Below are 22,522 nucleotides of genomic sequence, written 5' to 3'. Positions count from 1 at the left end.
TTGTCTGTGAACGGCCCGGCTACGTGCCGTGCCGGATTCTAAAATTACCATTTCAGTTTCCATTTCACAAATGCTAGCGCTGGCAGCAAAAGAGCAAATTGGCGCAGCTTGGCTTTTGCTGACTGTGCGGGTTTTTCATCTCTATTTTCTTCTCGAAAGTTTTTTACCGGCATGGCATGTAGCCATTGTTAGCATCAGTTTTCTTTCCTATCTTCATCGTCAAAATTAACGAGGATTTTATTTAACTCTTTTATCGGTCCAGTCCCAATTCCACCTTTTTTAATAGTCAATTTTATTGATTCCTTGAATTTCGATTTGTCGATTTCAATATTGTTTTCAGCTATGTAAAAGATTGCAGATGAATTATGAAACTCTATTGCCAAATCTTTGATTCTATCATTGTATTTTTCATCATGCTTTTTGTCTTTCAGAGCAATGTATTGCAAAAAATGATTTTCATCTAACTTATACAATATTAAACTATCCATTTTTTTATGTCTGTCTCAGAATCTGGATAGAAATTTACTGCTTCAAAATATATTTCTGTACAAATATCTGAGACCAATATTTGGTCACCACTCATCTTTGAAAAGCTTTCATTGTCTTGTAGGGCATCATTAAATGCTTTTGATGGTTTAATTAATTCTCGTTCAATTAGTGATTTATATGCATAAGTTCTTATTAACGGATTTTCATGGGTTGTCAATCCTTTTAGTTTTTCGTCACTCGCTTTTGATTTAAGCTTCAGAAATTTTTGATATTGTTCACTTTTTTCTCCAATAAAACCAATATGTTCTGATTCCATCATTTTATCTTGTGCAATTTCTTCAACAAGCTTATTTACATCTATACAAGAAGTTGTGAAAAATATGATTAATATAATGGTAATTTTTTTCATTTTCAATTGATGCTAACGGCCCGGCTACGCGCAGGCTGGGATTCTAAATTTACTCTTTTCGTCCGATTTCACCAATACCAGCGCAGGCAGCAAAAGGCGAAATTGGCAAAGCCTGGCTTTTGCTGACTGCAGCGGGCTTTTCATTCTGATTTTTCAATCGTAGATTTTTACCCAGCTTGAGTGTAGCCATTGTTGGGCGCTTCCATTTTATTCGTTGTAAACCTAAAAAAGCGACCGATTTACCGGTTCTGGATACTCCAAAAGGGCCGTTTTTACCGATTTTTCAATCTTTTTAAACCGGTTCTCTAATTCTGATGATCTCAAATTGATCTTGAAAGCTGATCTCAATTTACCGGTTTCAAATTCTTGATCTTGAAAGTCAATCTCCCAAATTGATCAAAATTTCTAATCTCCAGTCTTCAATTTGATTCGGCTAAATTCCAGTTTTTCAAGTCGATCTCAATTCAAGTTGACCAATTTAATCTACTGATTTTCAATCTCTAAAATTTCAACTTGATTCACGGCACCCCGATTCAATTTGATCAGATTCTTATTCGGTGAAAGGTTCAGATTTCTTGATCTCCTACCCTACTCAATTCAACGGTTTACCCAAATTCTTGATTTTCCGTATTGAGGCCCTAAACGCAAGCTCTCTCCAAAAAACTCGATTTCTTCTTTCGATGACAGGGAGCGGTAATTGTTAAGGATCTCAATTATTCGGGACAACGGATTACCCGATAAAACAACTCTATTTTCCTTTTTTGCCTGCCTAATTGGGCTATACATTCAATTGACCGTAACAAACAAAACTCGGGTTCCAAAAACCAATTATTCCCGATTTTAAAAGGCAGGCTTAATCTCTAATCGTTTGTTTATCAGTTTTTTATTCCCAAAATGGAGTGCGCCCAACGGCCAGGCTACACGCAGTGGGGGATTTTTCCATCAACCCTTTCTGTTCTTGATTCAAATATACAGCGCAGACAGCAAAAAGACGAAATTGGCGAAGCTTGGCTTTTTGATGGCTGTGCGGATTTTGATTCACCTTTTTCATTTCTAGGATTTTACCCCCATTGTGTGTAGCCCTGTGTTGGGTGCAGGGCGGGTTGGCTGTGAGCCCGAGCAATTGCCGCACATAAGAGCCCTTAGGCGAGGATGTGCGCAGTGCCGGGCGGGCGGGATGGCTCCCCCCGGTAGGGCTTGCACCCAACGGCCCGGCTACGCGCAGGCTGGGATTCTAAATTTACTCTTTTCGTCCGATTTCACCAATACTAGCGCAGGCAGCAAAAGGCGAAACTGGCAAAGCCTGGCTTTTGCTGACTGCAGCGGGCTTTTCATTCTGATTTTTCAATCGTAGATTTTTACCCAGCTTGTGTGTAGCCATTGTTGGGCGCTTCCATTTTATTCGTTGTAAACCTAAAAAAGCGACCGTTTTACCGATTCTGGATACTTCAAAAGGGCCTTTTCTACTGATTTCTCAATCATTTTGAACCGATTCCCTAATTCTGATGATCTCAAATTGATCTTGAAAACTGATCTCAATTTACCGGTTTCAAATTCCTGATCTTGAAGACTAATCTCCCAAATTGATCAAAATTTCTAATCTCCAGTCTTCAATTTGATTCGGCTAAATTCCAGTTTTTCAAGTCGATCTCAATTCAAGTTGACCAATTCAATCTACTGATTTTCAATCTCTAAAATTTCAACTTGATTCTCGACAACCCGATTCAATTTGATCAGACTCTTATTCGGTGAAAGGTTCAAATCCTTGACCTTATCCCCTATTCAATTCGATGGTTTACCCAAATTCTTGATTTCCCGTATTGAGGCCCTAAACGCAAAATCTCTCCAAAAAACTCGATTTCCTTTTTCGATGACAGGGAGCGGATATTGTTAAGGATCTCAATTATTCGGGACAACGGATTACCCGATAAAACAACTCTATTTTCCATTTTTTTGCCTGCCTAATTGGGCTATACATTCAATTGACCGTAACAAACAAAACTCGGGTTCCAAAAACCAATTATTCCCGATTTTCAAAGGCAGGCTTAATCTCTAATCATTTGTTTATCAGTTTTTTATTCCCAGAATGGAGTGCGCCCAACGGGAACGTGCAGCCGCAGTACGTAGCGCAGCGGAGTATTGCCGGCTGCACTGTGTTCACAGCATTCGCGTTTTATTCGATATTGCCAAAATAAGCGGCCATCTCTCTATCTTCGAAGACGAGAAAGGGGGCTTTTCCCAAATTTATCCAATTTATTCGTTGAGGACAAACCAATTTTCGGGCGTAACAGCTAACCTCATTTGTTTTATCGCCCGTAAAAACCAACTTAACCCAATGAAAATCATTCAATTATTCTCCTGCTAAATCTATTCAATGCACCTGCGAACCCTCAAAAACCAATCTTATTCGGGCATGAAACCCATATTTGCTCGTTGATTTTCATTTACCATTTTGATTTTCATAAGCCCCCTGGACGCGGGCTCTTTTCCTGATACCGTTTTCATTTCCATCGGACGGGGCCGCGATAACTCTTGATCTGATTTTTCTATTCGGGCTATCCCGATTCTCGTAAACCAACTAAAAAACTGTAGAACTTCTCATTTACCCCGCCTTAACAGACTTTTTCTCCAATGGACTAACCAGTTTATACCCAGTTTCTGAAAATTTCTACTCGGGCATTTTCCATTTCCAGGCGGGGAGAATCCTTATTTCAAATTCTTACTGATACCTTTCATCAGTTGCGCGATTGTCTGTGAACGGCCCGGCTACGCGCAGGCTGGGATTCTAAATTTACTCTTTTCGTTCGATTTCACCAATACTAGCGCAGGCAGCAAAAGACGAAACTGGCGAAGCCTGGCTTTTGCTGCCTGCAGCGGGCTTTTCATTCTCTTTTTTCAATCGTAGATTTTTACCCAGCTTGAGTGTAGCCATTGTTGGGCGCTTCCATTTTATTCATTGTAAACCTGAAAAAGCGACCGTTTTACCGGTTCTGGATACTTTAAAAGGGCCTTTTCTACTGATTTTTCAATCTCATTGAATCGATTCCCTAATTCTGATGATCTCAAATTGATCTTGAAAACTGATCTCAATTTACCGGTTTCAAATTCCTGATCTTGAAAGTCAATCTCCCAAATTGATCAAAATTTCTAATCTCCAGTCTTCAATTTGATTCGGCTAAATTCCAGTTTTTCAAGTCGATCTCAATTCAAGTTGACCAATTCAATCTACTGATTTTCAATCTCTAAAATTTCAACTTGATTCTCGACAACCCGATTCAATTTGATCAGATTCTTATTCGGTGAAAGGTTCAAAATTCTTGACCTCCTACCCTATTCAATTCAACGGTTTACCCAATTCTTGATTTTCCATATTGAGGCCCTAAACGCAAACTCTCTCCAAAAAACTCAATTTCTTCTTTCGATGACAGGGAGCGGATATTGTTAAGGATCTCAATTATTCGGGACAACGGATTACCCGATAGAAATACTGATTTTCCATTTTTTGCCTGCCTAATTGGGCTATACATTCAATTGACCGTAACAAACAAAACTCGGGTTCCAAAAACCAATTATTCCCGATTTTCAAAGGCAGGCTTAATCTCTAATCGTTTGTTTATCAGTTTTTTATTCCCAGAATGGAGTGCGCCCAACGGCCCGGCTACGTGACGTGCCGGATTCTAAATTTACCATTTTCGTCTTAATTCACAAATGCTAGCGCAGGCAGCAAAAGGCGAAATTGGCGCAGCCTGGCTTTTGCTGCCTGCGCGGGTTTTTCAATCTCCATTTTCCTCTCGAAGATTTTTACCGGCATGGCATGTAGCCATTGTTATGGGTTGCCGCTTTATTCTTTTCACCGTTTCAAAAAAAGGGCCCATTTCAAATTCTGGATAAACCAAAAGGCGGCTGTTCAATTCTTTTCAACTGATTTCAATTTGCTGATTTTCAGTCGATTCAATTTCAAAATCTTGATTCTTTAATTTGATCTTCTTGAATCTAAAATCAACCAAAAATCGGACGATAATCAATCTGGTTCAGGATTCAGGCCTCAATTTCCAGAAGATTCAACCTGATTTTTGATCTCTTCAATTTACTGGATTCAATCTCCCAAATTCATCAAAATTAGTTTCAGGTTCTCCAAATCTTGAGTTTTTGATCTCTGATCTTAGATTGTCAAATTGATTCAATCAACGTTCTCCGTTTCAAAATCTCCAGATTCCTGATTCCCAAATTCTGTTTTTGGACGAAATTCTGATTCTTGGTTTTTATTCAAAAGCCGCCTAAACTCAAACTCCTTCTGAAAAAACCAATCTCATTTTTCAAGATGGGCCCGGTTAATCTTAAGAATCCAAATTTTTCGTTTTCTGTCCGATTCACCGTAAAAAATGCAATACTCGACAGGACCTTTACCCGCCTTTCAAAATTTCAATTACTCGATTTGGAACTCGAGTTCTCGATTTCTGGACAATTACCCGATTCTGAGTTTTCATTTTCGAGGCGGGACAATTCATATTTTCAATTCCATAGAATGCCAATTCTAATGCGGTACCCCATAACGGCCCGGCTACGTGACGTGCCGGACTCTAAATTTACCATTTTCGTTTCAATTCACAAATGCTAGCGCAGGCAGCAAAAGGCGAAACTGGCGCAGCCTGGCTTTTGCTGCCTGCGCGGGTTTTTCAACCTGCATTTTCCTCTCGAAGATTTTTACCGGCATGGCATGTAGCCATTGTTGCCTGCAGGTGGTTTTTCCGGGTATTCTTAATTTCTGAATGATTCAATATTCTCTTCAAACCATTTCCTCGATTCATCCAAACTTATTTCACCTGATGCCATTTCCATTGTAAAGTTGAACAGGATTTCATTTGTTCCCGATCCTGATTTTGGAACTTGTTTATCTCCTATTTCTATTTTTGAAAGGTCTTCTTTTAGTTTGTACCCATTTAACTTCATGAATAACAGCCCACTTCCTAATCCTGTCCGTTTATTCCCGTCTTGAAATACATGATTGGATATTATCGAAAACATGTAAACTGCTGCCTTTTCAAATATTTTTGAATAGATTTCTTGGCCAAACATCTCTCCTTTTACTGCATCTATCACATATTCTAATCCATTTTCATTTAGCAGGTTGTTAGGTGGCACAAAATTTCCTCCATGTTGATCAATCGTCATGCGGTTTATCAGGATAATATCCTCTCTTTCCAGGTACTCCATCTCTTAAGCAAGAGATTTAAAAACCTCTCCATATTTGTCGAAATCTTCCTGAATCATCTCTTTCAATCTATTCGACCTCTCATTCCTGACATTTGAATCAATGATGCTATTCTCGGACAAAATCTCTGTCAGAATCTCCTTAAAATAATTTGGGTTCTCTATCAAAACCTCTGTGATTACTGACTTAAGAACCTCTTTATCTACTTTTTCGATATTCATCCTGTTCTTTACTTTTTACGGTCATCAACCTGTTCAACTTTCCTTAACACCCATTCACAAATTTTAGTTTCTTATCTAGCTTGCAGGCAACGGGAACGTGCAGCCGCAGTACGCAGCGCAGCGGAGTATTGTCGGCTGCACTGTGTTGGGTGCTTCCATTTTTATTCTTCGTAAACCTATAAAAGCGACCGGTTTAACAATTCTGGATACTTCAAAAGGGCCGTTTTTAACTGTTTTTCAATCTTTTTGAACCAATTCCCTGATTCTGATGATCTCAAATTGATCTTGAAATCTGATCTCAATTTACGGTTTTGATTCCTGATCTTGAAAGTTAATCTCTCAAATTGATCAAAATTTCTAATCTCCAGTCTTCAATTTGATTCGGCTAAATTTCAGTTTTCAGGTTGATCTCACATTCAAGTTGACCGATTCAATCTACTGATTTTCAATCTCTAAAATTTCAACTTGATTCTCGAAAACCCGATTCAATTTAATCAGATTCTTATTCGGTGTAAGGTTCAAAATTTCTTGTCCTCCTACCCTATTCAATTCGACGGTTTACCCAAATTCTTGATTTTCCGTATTGAGGCCCTAAACGTAAACTCTCTCCAGAAAACTCGATTTCTTTTTTCGACGATAGGGAGCGTATATTGTTAAGGATTTCAATTATTCGGGACAACGGATTACCCGATAAAACAACTCTATTTTCCTTTTTTTGCCTGCCTAATTGGTCTATACGTTCAATTGACCGTAACACACAAAGCTCGGGTTTCAAAAACCAATTATTCCCGATTTCCAAAGGCAGGCTTTCTACCTAATCATTTGTTTATCAGCTTTTTATCCCCAAAATGGAGTGCACCCAACGGCCCGGCTACGTGACGTGCCGGATTCTAAATTTACCATTTTCGTCTCAATTCACAAATGCTAGCGCAGGCAGCAAAAGACGAAACTGGCGCAGCCTGGCTTTTGCTGCCTGCGCGGGTTTTCCATCTCAATTTTCTTCTCGAAGATTTTTACCGGCATGGCATGTAGCCATTGTTGGGCGCTTCCATTTTTTTCTTCGTAAACCTAAAAAAAGCGACCGGTTTACCGATTCTGGATACTTCAAAAGGGCCGTTTTTTCCGATTTTTCAATCTTTTTGAACCGATTTTCAATTCTGATGATCTCAAATTGATCTTGAAAACTGATCTCAATTTACCGGTTTCAAATTCCTGATCTTGAAGACTAATCTCCCAAATTGATCAAAATTTCTAATCTCCAGTCTTCGATTGATTCGGCTAAATTCCAGTTTTTCAAGATAATCCTGATTCAAGTTGACCAATTCAATCTGCTGATTTTCAATCTCTAAAAATTCAACTTGATTCACGACAACCCGATTCAATTTGATCAGATTCTTATTCGGTGAAAGGTTCAAATTTCTTGATCTCCTACCCTACTCAATTCAACGGTTTACCCAAATTCTTGATTTTCCGTATTGAGGCCCTAAACGCAAGCTCTCTCCAAAAAACTCGATTTCTTCTTTCGATGACAGGGAGCGGTAATTGTTAAGGATCTCAATTATTCGGGACAACGAATTACCCGATAGAAATACTGATTTTCCATTTTTTTGCCTGCCTAATTGGGTCATACAATCAATTGACCGTAACCAACAAAACTCGGGTTCTAAAACCAATTATTTCCGATTTTCAAAGGCAGGCTTAATCTCTAATCGTTTGTTTATCAGATTTTTATTCCCAAAATGGAGTGCGCCCAACGGCCCGGCTACGCGCAGGCTGGGATTCTAAATTTACTCTTTTCGTTTGATTTCACCAATACCAGCGCAGGCAGCAAAAGGCGAAACTGGCAAAGCCTGGCTTTTGCTGACTGCAGCGGGCTTCTCATTCTCTTTTTTCAATCGTAGATTTTTACCCAGCTTGAGTGTAGCCATTGTTATGGGTTGCCGCTTTATTCTTTTCACCGTTTCAAAAAAAGGGCCCATTTTAAATTCTGGATAAACCAAAAGGCGGCTGTTCAATTCTTTTCAACTGATTTTAACCTCTTGGTTTTCAGTTGATTCAATTTCAGGATTCTGATTCTTCAATTTGATCGGTCCTTATTTCTAATCAACCAAAAATCTTACGAGAATCAACCTGATTCAGGGATTCTGATCTCAATTTCCAGAAGATTCAACCAGATTTTTGATCTCTGATTTACTCAATTCGATTTCCCAGATTCATCAAAATCAGTTTCAGGTTCTCCAAATTCAAAGTTCTTGATCTTGGTTGTGCAATTGATTCAATCAACGTTTCCCTGTTCAAAATTTCCAGATTCCTGATTCTCGAATTCTGTTTTTGGACAAGGTTCAAATTCCTGATTTCTATTTCAAAAGCCGCCAAAACCCAAACTCCTTCTGAAAAAACCAATCCCATTTTTCAAGATGGGCCCGGTTAATCTTAAGAATCCAAATTTTTCGTTTTCTGTCCGATTAACCGTAAAAAATGCAATACTCGATAGGACCTTTACCCGCCTTTCAAAATTCCAATTACCCAATTTGGAACTCAAGTTCTCGATTTATGGACAATTCTCGATTCTGAGTTTTCATTTTTGAGGCGGGAGAATTCATATTTTCAATTCCATAGAATACCAATTCTGATGCGGTACCCCATAACGGGTTGTGCAGCCGCAGTACGTAGCGCAGCGAAGTATTGTCGGCTGCACTGTGTTCCGCGCATTTTCAATTAAAGTTACTCAATACACTTATTAATTCAATGTTTAGTCCGTTTTCCTTTCTCTTACTGTTGATGATTTTTGTATTCGTTAGCCCAATTTCTCTTGGATTATTCTCAAAGTCAAATTCTGGGTCACATAGTAGCTCGTAATAGTTCTTACAAATCATACTGAAATCTTTTCCTTTACAAATTACGATTGCGAATAAATTTCTTATCCCATTTGCGTTATAAAAATTAATCAACTTGTTAATATGATCTCTTGCAATGGGACATCTTTTCCCACATGATTTTAAAATAAAAGTTTCTATTATTATCGAAACATTACCATTCTGATCACGAATTACAATATCTAATTCACCAGCTTGTTTCTCAGTTGATGATTTCCCACTCCGTGTTTGATCTGAGACATTATATCCTTTTGCTCTCAATAAATCAGTCAAATAGTCGTTAAACTGATCTTCTGAAAGTTGAAGAGTTTTTCTTTCCTGGATAAGTGAGATTAATGAAACTACATCTGAATAATTCAATATTATTTTTTCTTCTGTTTCAATACTAGCTATTTCACTTATATTACTTGCTAGACTTCTCTTTCTTTTTGAATTAATAAAATCATTTGTCACATCCTCCATTTTCGATAATAGCGGATCAATATTATGTAGTGGATTTAGAGGACTCCATCGAATTCCATATTTATTTGATAGTAACTGTAGTTCAGACTTATTTAACTTAGTGCTATAAATATTTATTTGTTCAATATCGCTAATATTGATTACTCGTCCGTTGGTTATTATAGTTTCACCTGCTAGATAATTATTCACGAATTCACCTAAAACTTCTTTTTCCTCACATAAGAAACGGTATTCTACGAAATTCTTTCCCTTGACTCGAAGACAGTATTTTTTAAAATATTGATCTGGTCGAAATCTAGTAACAGGGTATAAACCATAATGACTGATACAATCACGCATAAATTTCAGGTAGTCCAACTTATAATTGGCTTGTATACGAGATTCTTGTTTCATACTTTCTGATAAATTCACCCATTCTCTGAGGATACTGACGACAACATTATCATCATAGCTTTTAGGGAAAGTTTCTTTTGCTTCTGTTATTGAGAGTTCTTTATCGAATTGTGCATATATCTTTTCGCCAAACACGTTTTTAACAAACCGGTTGATTTCACCTTTTTTATAGTTTTTATACTTGTGATTTCCAGTTATAGGTAAGGCATTGTAATAAGGATTTGTATTTTCCATAGATGATATAAAGTCATTCAATTTGGCTAGAACTTTATTTCTCTTATCATTTGAAAAATTCAGACAATTATCTATATAAAAAGTAGCCCATTTAGAAGCTTCTAACTCATCTGTAATAGAATAATTCATTTATATATCATACAATTTTACGTTTAAAAATTGCGCGGAACGGCCCGGCTACCCGCAGGCCCGGATTCTTGAAATTAATCTTCTCATTCGATTTCACCAAAATAGCGCAGGCAGCAAAAGGCTAACTTGGCGAAGCCCGGACTTTTGCTGACTGCAGCGGATTTTCTTTTCTCTTTTTTCGTTTTCAAGATTTTACCGGGCTTGCCGGGTAGCCACTGTTCACAGCATTCGCGTTTTATCCGATTTTACCACAACAAGCGGCCATCTCTCTATTTTCGAAGACGAGAAAGGGGGCTTTTTTCAAGTTTATCCAATTATCCGATTTTGATAACCGATTTTCGGGCGAAACAGCTAACCTCATTTGTTTTATCGCCCGTAAAAACCACCTTAACCCAATGAAAATCATCCATTTATTCTCCTGCTAAATCTATTCAATGCACCTGCGAACCCTAAAAAACCAATCCTATTCGGGCATGAAACAGTTATTTGCTAGTTGATTTTCATCTGCCGTTTTGATTTTCATAAGCCCCCTGGACGCGGACTCCTTTCCTGATACCGTTTTCCTTTCCATCGGACGGGGCCGCGGTAATCTTGATCTAATTTTTCTATTCGGGCTATCCCGATTCTCGTAAACCAACTAATAAACTGTAGAAATTTCTATTTACCCCGCCTTAACAGACTTTTTCTCCAATGGACTAACCAGTTTATACCCAGTCTCTGAAAATTTCTACTCGGGCATTTTCAAGTTTTAGGCGGGGAGAATCCTTATTTCAAATTCTTACTGATACCTTTCATCAGTTGCGCGATTGTCTGTGAACGGCCCGGCTACGCGCAGGCTGGGATTCTAAATTTACTCTTTTCGTCCGATTTCACCAATACTAGCGCAGGCAGCAAAAGACGAAACTGGCGCAGCCTGGCTTTTGCTGCCTGCAGCGGGCTTTTCATTCTGATTTTTCAATCGTAGATTTTTACCACCCAGCTTGTGTGTAGCCATTGTTATGGGTTGCCGCTTTATTCTTTTCACCGATTCAAAAAAAGGGCCCATTTCAAATTCTGGATAAACCAAAAGGCGGCTATTCAATTTTTTTACCTGATTTTAACTCCTTGATTTTCAGTTTATTAAATTTCAGAATTCTGATTCTTCAATTTGATCGGTTCTTATCTCTAATCAACCAAAAATCTCACGACAATCAACCTAATTCAGGATTCAGATCTCAATCTCCGGAAGATTCAACCTGATTTTTGATTCCTGATTTTACTCAATTCGATTTCTCAGATTTATCAAAATCAGATTCAGGTTTTCAAATCTTGAGTTCTTGATCTTGGTTGTCAAATTGATTCAATCAACGTTTCCCTGTTCAAAATTTCCAGATTCCAGATTTCTAAATCCTGTTTTTGGACGAGATTCAAATTCCTGATTTCTATTTCAAAAGCCGCCTAAACTCAAACTCCTTCTGAAAAAACCAATCTCATTTTTCAAGATGGGCCCGGTTAATCTTAAGCATCCAAATTTTTCGTTTTCAGTTTGATTCACCGTAAAGAATACAATACTCGACAGGACATTTACCCGCCTTTCCGAAATTCCAGTTACCCGATTTGGAACTCAAGTTCTTGATTTCCGGACAATTCTCGATTCTGAGTTTTCATTTTTGAGGCGGGACAATTCATATTTTCAATTCAATAGAATGCCAATTCTGATGCGGTACCCCATAACGGCCCGGCTACGCGCAGGCTGGGATTCTAAAATTAATCTTTTCGTTTGATTTCACCAATACTAGCGCAGGTAGCAAAAGGCGAAACTGGCGCAGCCTGGCTTTTGCTGACTGCAGCGAGCTTTTCTTTCTGATTTTTCAATCGTAGATTTTTACCCAGCTTGTGTGTAGCCATTGTTATGGGTTGCCGCTTTATTCTTTTCACTGATTTTCATAAAAGGGCCCATTTCAAATTCTGGATAAACCAAAAGGCGGCTGTTCAAACCTTTTCTACTGATTTCAATTTCTTGATTTTCAATTGATTAAATTCAGGGTTTTGATTCTTCAATTTGATCGGGTCTTATCTCAAATCAACCAAAAATCGGACGATAATCAACCTATTTCAGGATTCAGATCTCAATCTCCAGAAGATTCAACCTGATTTTTGATCTCTTCAATTTACTGGATTCAATCTCCCAAATTCATCAAAATCAGTTTCAGGTTCTCCAAATCTCGAGTTCTTGATTTCTGATCTTAGGTTTTCAAATTGATTCAATCAACGATTACCTGTTCAAAATTTCCAGATTCCAGATTTCTAAATTCTGTTTTTGGACGAGGTTCAAATTCCTGATTTCTATTTCAAAAGCCGCCTAAACTCATACTCCCTCTGAAAAAATCAATCTCATCTTTCAAGATGGGCCCGGTTAATCTTAAGAATTCAAATCTTTCGTTTTCTATCCGATTCACCGTAAAAAATACAATACTCGACAGGACCTTTACCCGCCTTTCCGAAATTTCAGTTACCCGATTAGGAACTCAAATTCTCGATTTCTGTCGAAATCCTGATTCTGAGTTTTAATTTTTGAGGCGGGAGAATCCATATTTTCAATTCCATAGAATACCAATTCTGATGCGGTACCCCATAACGGGTTGTGCAGCCGCAGTACGTAGCGCAGCGGAGTATTGTCGGCTGCACTGTGTTAGGCACAGGCTTTATTCTAAATTTATAACCAAAATTCATCAGCTTTTTGATTCATTTGTCTTATCCTCTCTTCGACAAATTCTAAATCTCTTTTCGTTCTTAAGTAGTATTCAGGGTAGTATAAAAACCACTTTTCTTTTATCTTAATTATTTGTGGGATTTCAAAGAAATAATCTCCGTTATTGAAATTCATCTTCACAGTAACATCTGCCCAATCTCCAACGATAAATCGGTTAAATCCTCCGTAGTTCTTAATTCTCACATCTTCAATTGTTATTGTGTCTATAAATGCCTTTTCTATTTTGAATCCTTTATCTTCCTCCATTATTTCTGATATGTACCCTGCTCTTACTATAAAATTATCCATTCTTCTTTCAAATCTTGATTCTAACCATTCCATATGTTTTTCTTGGTCTTTAATATCAGGTCGGTATTCAAAATTCTTTGTAAATAGATATTTTTGAGCCTCTAACGGAATTGCTAATTCTAAATATTTTGTCGTATCTCTTTGACGAAAAAATTCAATTACTCTTTCTGCTATTTCTTCTGGCGAATCAAAACCAAGTGAATCGGATTGAAAATCATATTTATTTTGACTGTCAGAATTTTCAATCTTATCTGAATTGGTATTTTCAATATTGTTTTCAGTTGTTCCCTTATTTGAGCATCCAATTATTAGAATTATCGTAACTATTCAGCACGCCTGCGTGCTGGTTAATTGAAAAACGATAGAATTATCCATAAACAAATTCTTCAATGCCTTGAAAACATTGATATTTTGTTTACGAGCCGTGACGATAAAACTGCGGATTCTTGCGAAGAACCTGGCGCCGTCAAAACTTCTGAAACAACCCGAGATCTTTTGTTTGACTTTCATCATTCGGATGTCCCGTTCAGAGAAGTTATTGTCAAATGGCACTTTAAAATCGTAGAAGAACCTCAAAATATCGTCAGCGTAGTCTCTAAAGCGTTCTATTAGGTTTCGAGGCTTCGTTTTTTTATCCCGGCCTCTTTTCTTTTTCGGAGGAGGTTTGTAGGGGTTGGCTTTAAGCCCTTTTTGTACCAGGCTTTCATAGAGGCTTCGATACCGGCTTAAAGTTGCCGGGGACAAGAACTCCTTGCCTTTGGCAATAGCCCTTTCTTTAGTAGCTTTCATTTTGAGGAGCAGGCCTGCAAGTTCATCCGCCCAAGCTTGCTTATGGCGTTCTTTGACAAAGGTTAGTTCTCTTAGCAGGTGTGCATTGCACAGGCCGTGTTCACGGCCGTAGCGGTAATAGCTCTTCCAAAAGTCATGAATGGCAATGCCTTCGAATTTGGGCAAAATGCCAATATCATCCATGGCAGCCTGTCCCCGCTTGGCATGAGGCTTATAATACGCATGCTGGCTAGTCGAACAGCTGTGCAGCCACAACCGCTGGGCCATTATCCGGATACCGGTTTCATCAAAGCCGGCCACAACTGCTGTTGTCAACAGTGCCTTGAGCCGCTCTTCAAAAGTGTCCAGTTGGCCAAAGGCCGTATGACGGATATTATATAAGGTGCCAGTACTGAGCTGATGGCCGAAAATATCCTGGACAAACTCTTTGGTCCGTTCGTAAGGCAGCAGTTGGTAATCTTGCATATACACCAAAAGGCTCTTTATGTTGGGGCCGTATTGCACATAATGGTTAACACCCGCCGGAAAATCGGCTCGGTTGACATGCCCGCAGGAACAGCGTTTAACTTCAGCCTGGTGTTCGGTTATGACCAACTCCAACGGGGGTAAGTCATATACCTGGCGGCATTCTATGGAATCGGCTTTTTGCCTGCAAAGGCTTTTTTGGCAACAGGCACAAACCTCCACTTTATGAAGCTCTTTTTCGCCTGGGGAATCCACCATCTTTAGATTAGCCCCCTCGTGGCCCTTCTGCCCGCCAGCCTTGCGGCCAGTCGTTTTGCGCTGGCTTTTGGGGGCAGGCTTGTCAAACTCATCCGAAGAAGGAGGCTTGCTGCTATTCCTGCTGTTCTTGGATATCTGATCTTCCAGTTCTTTGATCCTGGCTTCTAATTCCTCGATCTTCGATTTATAGTGATGGTCATAGAACACTACTATAGCCTCGACGAGCACTCGGGCTTCTTCGGGCAATCTCTTGATGGCTTGTTGTAGTGGTTCTGGAAGCATCCCAAAAAATAATAACTTTACTGACCTTTCGCACGCGAAAGATTTGGAAAATTGATTAATAATGTTAGGGCAGTTATCTTGCAGCTCAAAGGAGCGCAAGATGAAAGACCCAAAGTTACTTGACTTGTATTCGGACTACCTGCTGGCATCGTTTCGCATGGCGACAGCCACCGGCTTGTCCGAGCTGACCGATCAGGCACTGAGCCATGACAAGATCAGCCGTTTTTTAGGGCAGGAAGCCTTCACGGCAAAAGACTATTGGCGTTGCATAAAGCCTTTGGTACGTAAAGTGGAGCACCCGGACGCGGTCATCAAGATAGATGACACGATCGAGGAGAAGCCGCACTCTACGGAGAATGAAGTGGTCACTTGGCACTGGGACCACTCCAAGAAGCCGAAAGCGGGGCACACCAAAGGGATCAACATCCTGAATTTCCTTTACCAGAGCCCACAGGGTATAGAGCTGCCTGTTGCTTTTGAGATCGTGCGCAAGTCGCAAGAATACGTGGATGCCAAAAGCGGGCAGGTAAAGAAGCGCAGCCCCCGCAGCAAGAACGAGATGCTGCGCGACCAGCTTTTTGCACTTGTCAAATACAACCGCGTGCCCTTCCGCTATGTGGTATGGGACACTTGGTTTGCTGCCAAGGAGAACTTCGAGTTCGTGCATTATGAGCTGGGCAAGCATTTCATCAGTGCCTTGAAGAGCAACCGCAAGGTCGCCCTTAGCATGGAAGACAAGCTGGAAGGCAAGTTCCACCGAGTCGACGGGCTAGAACTGCAAGCAGGCCAGGCCATTACTGTTTACCTCAAAGGGCTGGATTTCCAAGTCCAGTTGGTCAAGCAGGTCTTTATAAACCAAGACGGCTCAACTGGAGACTTGTACCTGGTCACCAACGATCTGGAGCTAAGCGGCCCAGCTATCTGCACAACCTACGGGACACGCTGGGGAGTGGAGGTATTCCACAAATCGCTCAAACAAAACGTGGGGCTGGAAAAGTCCCCCACCAAGCACGAGACATCCCAGTGCAACCATGTTTTTGCTGCCATGATTGCCTGGACTAAACTCGAACTGCTGGCTGCAAAAGAGCAGACCAACCACTTTGCCCTAAAAACCAAAATTTATGTCAATGCCCTCAGGGCGGCTTTTCAAGAGGTGCAAAGGCTCAAAGCCTATGTCCCTAAAATTGGACCGCCGGATGGGCTAGCCACCCCTCTTTTGGGGTAAGGCCTTGATTAACTTGTTCATGCGAGTGCTTTTTCAGTGCCATGCACTGAGTGGGCTTGCTGTGCCAAGCACCCTGAGTACTGCTAATTTTTTCAATTATCATAACCTTTCGCGTGCGAAAGGTCAGTAACTTTATTTTAAATCCTCAGCACACAGGCGTGCTGGTGTGTATAACAAATTGCACAGCTATGCCGCTGCGACAAGTTGCTGGATCGTACTCCACGCTCCACTTTTACGATAGCACCGCAAATCCGCGATGGCTTGCGCCCCATCAACCGTCCAGCGTTGGCCGGATAATTTGAGCCGCTGCTGCAAGACACTACGATGAGCGGCCTCTACTGGTCCAGAGCCGATGAGCAGCCCTTCATCCCTGTAGGTTTTGTACTGCATACGGTCTTCATGCTCTTCGTAATAAGATAGCAGTTTCGCCTTAGCTTCCCGGGCTTCGTGATTTCTCGCTCTGAGGCAGCTTACGTTATCCACTACCTCGTGCACTCTATTGGCTGAGAGTACTTCACACTGGCCAGCCACCCAGGCTTTGCGTTTTTCATCTACTCTAAACTGATGTTTTGCAAAGAGCACCAGTTTTTCTTTGGCGTGATAGAAGTCTAATATTTGACGAGCCCCAGGGAAGTTGTCCTCGGCCCAACGCCATATCCATGGGGCTCCATCTCCCAAAATGACCTTTTTTTGATAGGGTACTAGATGGCGCTCCAGTTTAGGGAAAAACTGGTCGACACTGCCAAAATGGGACACATAGACGGATTGGCGTATTTGTCTGCGCTTGGCCGACAGTTGTACCACATCTTGGTGTTGAAATATGCGGCCGAGCTTAATTTCTTTCCAGCTCTTTTCCTCTCGTGTAGGGAGCATCATGCCATCCATCATCACATAAGTAGGCGCTTGCTCATCAGTAATTTCTAAACTGGGTATGGCCCCTTCCGCATCCGCGCTGACCAATGGGCCTACTAAACTGCCATAGTGCATACAGACACGCTGTATTTGCATACCAGATAAGTCTAGCCTAAGCAGTTCTTCCAGTGTCTCGCTAGCCTGCTCGTAAACACTGCCCTGTCCTAGCAGGCAGCACAGCTCCCGCAGGCGCTCACTGAGGGCAAAGCGTTTTGTGCCTTGGCATAGCACGTGGTTTTTAGACAGCGTAAGCTGCCCAAAACTTGTCAAGACTTTTTTTTAGCGTTGCGGCTCTTTGGCAGTGGCCCATCTTGTTGGGTAGCTACCTTTTGGGCAAATTGGCGGGCTAAATCTAAAACGCTATTCTCATAAGCTGACGATGAGGTCGCGTTGGCTTGAGATTGCAGAAAGTCGAGTAGCTCGGCACGCATGCCACTTAGTATCTCGTCGGCAACTTGTTCTAGCTCGCTCGGGGTGGGGGTTGGCTTCTTCATACTTTAAAGATAGCTAACTTGTGCAATTTGTTATACACACGGCGTGCTGAATAGTTACGAATTATCAAGATTATTTGGAAGTACTTCATTTTTTTTCTTTTTGCTTGTGCCTAACGGCCAGGCTACGCGCAGGCTGGGATTCTAAATTTAATCTTTTCGTTTGATTTCACCAATACTAGCGCAGACAGCAAAAGGCGAAACTGGCGCAGCCTGGCTTTTGCTGACTGCAGCGGGCTTTTCTTTCTGATTTTTCAATCGTAGATTTTTACCCAGCTTGTGTGTAGCCATTGTTATGGGTTGCCGCTTTATTCTTTTCACTGATTTTCATAAAAGGGCCCATTTCAAATTCTGGATAAACCAAAAGGCGGCTGTTCAAACCTTTTCTACTGATTTCAATTTCTTGATTTTCAATTGATTAAATTCAGGGTTTTGATTCTTCAATTTGATCGGTCCTTATTTCTAATCGGGTGTGACGGATTTTTGATGTACAGAAAGATACGTATCTTAAAGCAAAAAGAAGGTATGAGCGCACGAATAGTAAAGCAAGATGGGGGTAAGGTCACGATAGAGGTTGATATGGAGCTTAACGGCAGCATGCTGAGCCAGGAAGAAGCGATACAGCTAGCCCTAAACGAAGCAGGCAAACTCGCCACGCGCGCTGCCGCCGAGCGTTTCGATACGGATGGTACTGCCATCACCCACAAAGGGCAGCGCCTTTCGAGCAAGGGGCGAAAAAAAAGTTAATGTCCACACCTTACGGCAAAGTCTGCGTCAAGCGCCACGTCTACCAGCCTGTTTGTGGCGGCGTGAGCTACGTACCAGCTGACAGCACGGCAGGCATAGTAGGCAAATCGACGCCACGGCTGGCCAAGCTGCTGGCTAGCGACTATTGTGAGGGCTCAGCCAGGAAAGTGTCAGCCCGGTTTAAGGAGCACCATGAAGTCGAAGTGAGCAAAGACCTTGTGCGTGATGTGAGCCTGCGCATCAGCCGCCACGCTAAAGAAGTAGAAAGCCGCTGGTCTTACGCCATGCCGGAAGAGGTAAGCCTTTGCGGGGTCAGCTCAGTGAGCATAAGCCGGGACGGTGCGATGGTGCACCTTCTTGACGGCCTGCCTGGCAAGCCTAAGCGCAAACCGGGCTACCGGGAAGCGATGTGCGGCGTAATCAGCCTTTACGGGCATGAGGGCAAGTTGCTGCACTCTATTTACTTGGGGGTTGGCGCGCAAGAGAAAAAAGGGGCTTTCACCCATCTGTTGGAAGAAGAGGCTGAGCGGCTTAAGGCACAGTTCGAAGAGGCTGGGCTACGGCCGGTTTACGTGGGGGTTGCAGATGGGGCGCCCGACAACTGGACACAGCTGGAGCGGTTAACCGACTACCAGGTAACGGACTACTACCACGTCACTGAACGGCTTTACAAACTGGCTGCAGTAATGCCCCTGCCCTCCAAAAAACGTGCGCAGTGGGTAAGCCAGCAAAAGAGTACGCTGCTGAACGAGCCGGGCGGCGCAGCCCTCGTTGTGGAGCGCGCGCGTCAGGCGGCTGCGGGTGTCAAGACGCAGAAGCGGCGCGAAATCGCCCGCCAGCAAGTTGTATACCTGGAAAACCAGCAGCACCGGATGAATTATTTTCAAATGCAGGAAAAAGGGCTGCCTATCGGTTCCGGCACCGTAGAGGCAGGGTGCAAGACGCTGATCAAAGCCCGTTTGGGAGGTAGTGGCATGAGGTGGCTTAATGTGCATGCCGATGATATGCTTATCGTCCGTGCGCTCAAGCTGTCTGCGGGCAGATACGAGCAATATTGGAAAAAGAGAATGCGGTATGCAGCTTAATAATTACATCAAAAATCCGTCACACCCTTCTAATCAACCAAAAATCGGACGATAATCAACCTATTTCAGGATTCAGATCTCAATCTCCAGAAGATTCAACCTGATTTTTGATCTCTTCAATTTACTGGATTCAATCTCCCAAATCCATCAAAAACAGATTCAGGTTTTCAAATCTTGAGTTTTGGTTTCTGATCTTAGGTTGTCAAATTGATTCAATCAACGTTTTCTAGTTCAAAATTTCCAGTTTCCAGATTTCCAAATTCTGTTTTTGGACGAGGTTCAAATTCCTGATTTCTATTTCAAAAGCCGCCTAAACTCATACTCCCTCTGAAAAAACCAATCTCATCTTTCAAGATGGGCCCGGTTAATCTTAAGAATTCAAATCTTTCGTTTTCTATCCGATTCACCGTAAAAAATACAATACTCGACAGGACCTTTACCCGCCTTTCCGAAATTTCAGTTTCCCGATTAGGAACTCAAGTTCTCGATTTATGGACAATTCTCGATTCTGAGTTTTCATTTTTGAGGCGGGAGAATTCATATTTTCAATTCCATAGAATACCAATTCTGATGCGGTACCCCATAACGGCCCGGGCTACACGCAGGCCGGGATTCCTGAAAATAATCTTTTCATCCCATTTCACCAAAATAGCTGCGGCGGGCAAAGGCGAAATTGGCGTAGCCTGGCTTTGACTGCCGCAGCGGACTCTTTTTTCTAATTCTTCAATGGAGGATTTTACCCGGCTTGTGTGTAGCCAATGTTCACAGCATTCGCGTTTTATTCGATTTTACCATAACAAGCGGCCATTTCTCTATTTTCGAAGACGAGATAAGGGGGCTTTTTTCAAGTTTACCCAATTCTCCGATTTCGGACCACCAATTTTCAGGCAAAACTGATACCCTCATTTATTTTATCGCCCGTAAAAACCAACTTAACCCAATGAAAATCAATCAATTATTCTGCTGCTAAATCTATTCAATGCACCTGCGAACCCTTAAGATTCCATCTTATTCGGGCATGAAACCTTATTTGCTCATTGATTTTCATTTACCGTCTGATTTTCATAAGCCCCCTGGACGCGCACTCCTTTTCTGATACCGTATTCTTTTCCATTCAACGGGGCCGCGGTAACGCTTAATCTAATCTTCAATTCAGGCTATCACAATTCTCGTAAACCAACTATAAAACTGTAGAAATCACACCTGCCCCGCCTTAACAGATCAATTCTTCAATGGACTAACCAATTCAACCCCATTTTCTGAATACTGATAATCACGCATTTACCATTTTTAGGCGGGGAGAATCATTCTTTCAAATTCTTACAGATACTGTTTTCTGTTGCGCGATTGTCTGTGAACGGCCAGGCTACACGCAGTGGGGGATTTTTCCATCAACCCTTTCTGGTCTTGATTCAAATATACAGCGCAGACAGCAAAAAGACGAAATTGGCGAAGCATGGCTTTTTGATGGCTGTGCGGATTTTGATTCACCTTTTTCATTTCTAGGATTTTACCCCCATTGTGTGTAGCCCTGTGTTGGGTGCAGGGCGGGTTGGCTGTGAGCCCGAGCAATTGCCGCACATAAGAGCCCCCAAGGGCGAGGATGTGCGCAGTGCCGGGCGGGCGGGATGGCTCCCCCCGGTAGGGCTTGCACCCAACGGTGAGTACATGCGGCGTGGCGGCATTTAGCCGACATGAGCGTCATGTACATTGTTATCATCTGGTTTTCCATTTATAAATACTTAATTTCTTGTTTGAATCGACTAAAAATACGTATTCATCATTTTTCCTCATTCTATATCCTTGGGGAATATTGAGTCCTTTTTCCGTCCATTCAAACTTCAAATTGTCAATATTGAATTTCCCTGTAGTTTTAGTAGTGGAATCGTTAATCAATAGAGCATTCCCTAATTGAATATAATTGTCTTTTTGATTTTCTATTCTAATATCTCGAAAATATTCCCTATCATTTTTTTGTCTTACAAGAGAACCATCATTAAGGTTAAAGCAATTGTAATTAATCATAAATTGATGAAATGTATCTTCGTTTTCATCTATAACAATTCCTTTTGGAATGGTTGTTTGTTCCCATTTAATTTCACCATTCTGAGTGTCTAGACAAATAAGTAAATCCCTTTCAGATATTGCTAAAAGAACATAATTTCTCCCAATATATATGCTTGGCCAATATGTTGTCTTAGGAAAGATGTATTCCCATTCTTTATTTCCAGTTAGAATATTTCTTTTGATTAACTTGGTTTGAGAGACAGAAAAGGTGTTCCCTTTATCTGACCTTAATTGATCTCCATAGTCGCCTTCCCAAATTATTTTATTTGAGAATACATCAACACAACCAGATTTTCCTAGGTACTTGTCAAAGTCATAATCTATACTTACAAATAGATATTGATCTTCCTTTATAGAATAATCCCCAATCGTGTACTCATATGATTGGATCAATTCATTTTGGTAGTGTTCGTATCCTTTACCACTAATTAGAAAAATAGAATCGTTTCGTTTTTCAATTGTATGAGTCTTGAAATCAGATTCAAATATTACTTTTTTTGTTAATTTTTTAAGATCAAACTCTATGACATTTATTTCATGCTTATATATAATTCTGGAGCTATCAATGTGAATTCCTATATTACTATTTTCTATTTTATGAATTAACTCCATTTTTTTAATTCTAACTTGATGATAACGGCCCGGCTACGTGACGTGCCGGATTCTAAATTTACCATTTTCGTCTCAATTCACAAATGCTAGCGCAGGCAGCAAAAGACGAAACTGGCGCAGCCTG

21 protein-coding genes are annotated in these 22,522 nt (G+C 41.0%); 3 read left to right on the top strand and 18 right to left on the bottom strand.

Going from position 1 to position 22,522, the window contains the following annotated elements; translation table 11 throughout:
* Positions 1-194: 194 nt before the first annotated feature.
* The 14 genes from ACO08I_RS25075 to tnpC form a co-directional block, all read right to left on the bottom strand.
* Entirely contained in the window at positions 195-488 is a 294-nt protein-coding gene (locus tag ACO08I_RS25075; protein WP_421947384.1) for a hypothetical protein, read from the bottom strand.
* A complete protein-coding gene (locus tag ACO08I_RS25070) occupies positions 476-898 on the bottom strand; it encodes a hypothetical protein (protein WP_421947383.1) in 423 nt (140 codons plus the stop codon). Before ACO08I_RS25070 ends, ACO08I_RS25075 begins: the two co-directional genes overlap by 13 nt.
* A 49-nt stretch (positions 899-947) precedes the next feature.
* Positions 948-1,088: a hypothetical protein gene (locus tag ACO08I_RS25065; RefSeq protein ID WP_421947469.1), complete on the bottom strand. Its 141-nt coding sequence runs from the start codon at positions 1,086-1,088 to the stop codon at positions 948-950.
* Positions 1,089-1,781: 693 nt separating this feature from the next.
* Positions 1,782-1,949 (bottom strand): hypothetical protein, encoded by a 168-nt coding sequence (locus ACO08I_RS25060; protein WP_421947468.1) that lies wholly within the window; start codon positions 1,947-1,949, stop codon positions 1,782-1,784.
* 189 nt (positions 1,950-2,138) lie between these two features.
* The gene (locus tag ACO08I_RS25055; RefSeq protein ID WP_421947385.1) at positions 2,139-2,279 is read right to left on the bottom strand and encodes a hypothetical protein; all 141 of its coding nucleotides are present in this window, start codon (positions 2,277-2,279) and stop codon (positions 2,139-2,141) included.
* Between the two features lie 1,410 nt (positions 2,280-3,689).
* A complete protein-coding gene (locus ACO08I_RS25050; RefSeq protein WP_421947400.1) occupies positions 3,690-3,830 on the bottom strand; it encodes a hypothetical protein in 141 nt (46 codons plus the stop codon).
* A gap of 1,826 nt (positions 3,831-5,656) precedes the next feature.
* Positions 5,657-6,112: a type II toxin-antitoxin system death-on-curing family toxin gene (locus tag ACO08I_RS25045; protein WP_044230199.1), complete on the bottom strand. Its 456-nt coding sequence runs from the start codon at positions 6,110-6,112 to the stop codon at positions 5,657-5,659.
* Between the two features lie 3 nt (positions 6,113-6,115).
* Entirely contained in the window at positions 6,116-6,331 is a 216-nt protein-coding gene (locus tag ACO08I_RS25040) for a hypothetical protein (RefSeq protein WP_044230198.1), read from the bottom strand.
* Between the two features lie 1,787 nt (positions 6,332-8,118).
* Positions 8,119-8,346 carry a hypothetical protein gene (locus tag ACO08I_RS25035; RefSeq protein ID WP_421947386.1) on the bottom strand — a complete coding sequence of 76 codons (228 nt, stop codon included), beginning with the start codon at positions 8,344-8,346 and terminating at the stop codon, positions 8,119-8,121.
* Positions 8,347-9,045: 699 nt separating this feature from the next.
* A complete protein-coding gene (locus ACO08I_RS25030) occupies positions 9,046-10,425 on the bottom strand; it encodes a hypothetical protein (RefSeq protein ID WP_421947467.1) in 1,380 nt (459 codons plus the stop codon).
* Between the two features lie 850 nt (positions 10,426-11,275).
* Positions 11,276-11,506 (bottom strand): hypothetical protein, encoded by a 231-nt coding sequence (locus ACO08I_RS25025; RefSeq protein WP_421947466.1) that lies wholly within the window; start codon positions 11,504-11,506, stop codon positions 11,276-11,278.
* 665 nt (positions 11,507-12,171) lie between these two features.
* Positions 12,172-12,312 carry a hypothetical protein gene (locus tag ACO08I_RS25020; protein WP_421947465.1) on the bottom strand — a complete coding sequence of 47 codons (141 nt, stop codon included), beginning with the start codon at positions 12,310-12,312 and terminating at the stop codon, positions 12,172-12,174.
* An 808-nt stretch (positions 12,313-13,120) separates the two neighbouring features.
* Positions 13,121-13,498 (bottom strand): hypothetical protein, encoded by a 378-nt coding sequence (locus ACO08I_RS25015; RefSeq protein ID WP_421947464.1) that lies wholly within the window; start codon positions 13,496-13,498, stop codon positions 13,121-13,123.
* 294 nt (positions 13,499-13,792) lie between these two features.
* On the bottom strand, positions 13,793-15,358 hold the full coding sequence (gene tnpC, locus ACO08I_RS25010; RefSeq protein ID WP_421947463.1) for an IS66 family transposase: 1,566 nt from the start codon (positions 15,356-15,358) through the stop codon (positions 13,793-13,795).
* 1 nt (position 15,359) lies between these two features.
* Here tnpC and ACO08I_RS25005 point away from each other — a divergent pair, with 1 nt between their 5' ends.
* On the top strand, positions 15,360-16,484 hold the full coding sequence (locus tag ACO08I_RS25005; RefSeq protein ID WP_421946784.1) for an IS701 family transposase: 1,125 nt from the start codon (positions 15,360-15,362) through the stop codon (positions 16,482-16,484).
* A 186-nt stretch (positions 16,485-16,670) separates the two neighbouring features.
* On the opposite strand, the gene ACO08I_RS25000 is transcribed toward ACO08I_RS25005, so the two are convergent.
* The 3 genes from ACO08I_RS25000 to ACO08I_RS24990 all read right to left on the bottom strand — a co-directional run bounded on the left by ACO08I_RS25000 (position 16,671) and on the right by ACO08I_RS24990 (position 18,178).
* On the bottom strand, positions 16,671-17,666 hold the full coding sequence (locus tag ACO08I_RS25000; RefSeq protein WP_081969018.1) for a UPF0236 family transposase-like protein: 996 nt from the start codon (positions 17,664-17,666) through the stop codon (positions 16,671-16,673).
* Positions 17,663-17,890, bottom strand: coding sequence for a hypothetical protein (locus ACO08I_RS24995; RefSeq protein WP_044220747.1), 228 nt, complete (start codon positions 17,888-17,890; stop codon positions 17,663-17,665). Before ACO08I_RS24995 ends, ACO08I_RS25000 begins: the two co-directional genes overlap by 4 nt.
* A 147-nt stretch (positions 17,891-18,037) precedes the next feature.
* Complete coding sequence (locus ACO08I_RS24990) at positions 18,038-18,178, bottom strand: hypothetical protein (RefSeq protein ID WP_421947405.1); 141 nt, start codon at positions 18,176-18,178, stop codon at positions 18,038-18,040.
* Positions 18,179-18,412: 234 nt separating this feature from the next.
* Here ACO08I_RS24990 and ACO08I_RS24985 point away from each other — a divergent pair, with 234 nt between their 5' ends.
* Both ACO08I_RS24985 and ACO08I_RS24980 read left to right on the top strand, forming a co-directional pair.
* On the top strand, positions 18,413-18,634 hold the full coding sequence (locus ACO08I_RS24985) for a hypothetical protein (RefSeq protein ID WP_350177394.1): 222 nt from the start codon (positions 18,413-18,415) through the stop codon (positions 18,632-18,634).
* On the top strand, positions 18,634-19,719 hold the full coding sequence (locus ACO08I_RS24980; RefSeq protein WP_421947395.1) for a hypothetical protein: 1,086 nt from the start codon (positions 18,634-18,636) through the stop codon (positions 19,717-19,719). The genes ACO08I_RS24985 and ACO08I_RS24980 overlap by 1 nt, the downstream gene beginning before the upstream one ends.
* 1,716 nt (positions 19,720-21,435) lie before the next feature.
* On the opposite strand, the gene ACO08I_RS24975 is transcribed toward ACO08I_RS24980, so the two are convergent.
* Entirely contained in the window at positions 21,436-22,398 is a 963-nt protein-coding gene (locus tag ACO08I_RS24975) for a hypothetical protein (RefSeq protein WP_213960104.1), read from the bottom strand.
* Between the last annotated feature and the right edge of the window lie 124 nt (positions 22,399-22,522).

Source organism: Phaeodactylibacter xiamenensis, assembly GCF_965229835.1.
In the GTDB taxonomy this organism is placed as follows: domain Bacteria; phylum Bacteroidota; class Bacteroidia; order Chitinophagales; family Saprospiraceae; genus Phaeodactylibacter; species Phaeodactylibacter xiamenensis.
The sequence above is the reverse complement of the archived record's forward strand: the minus strand, read 5'-3'. Positions and strand labels throughout refer to the sequence as shown.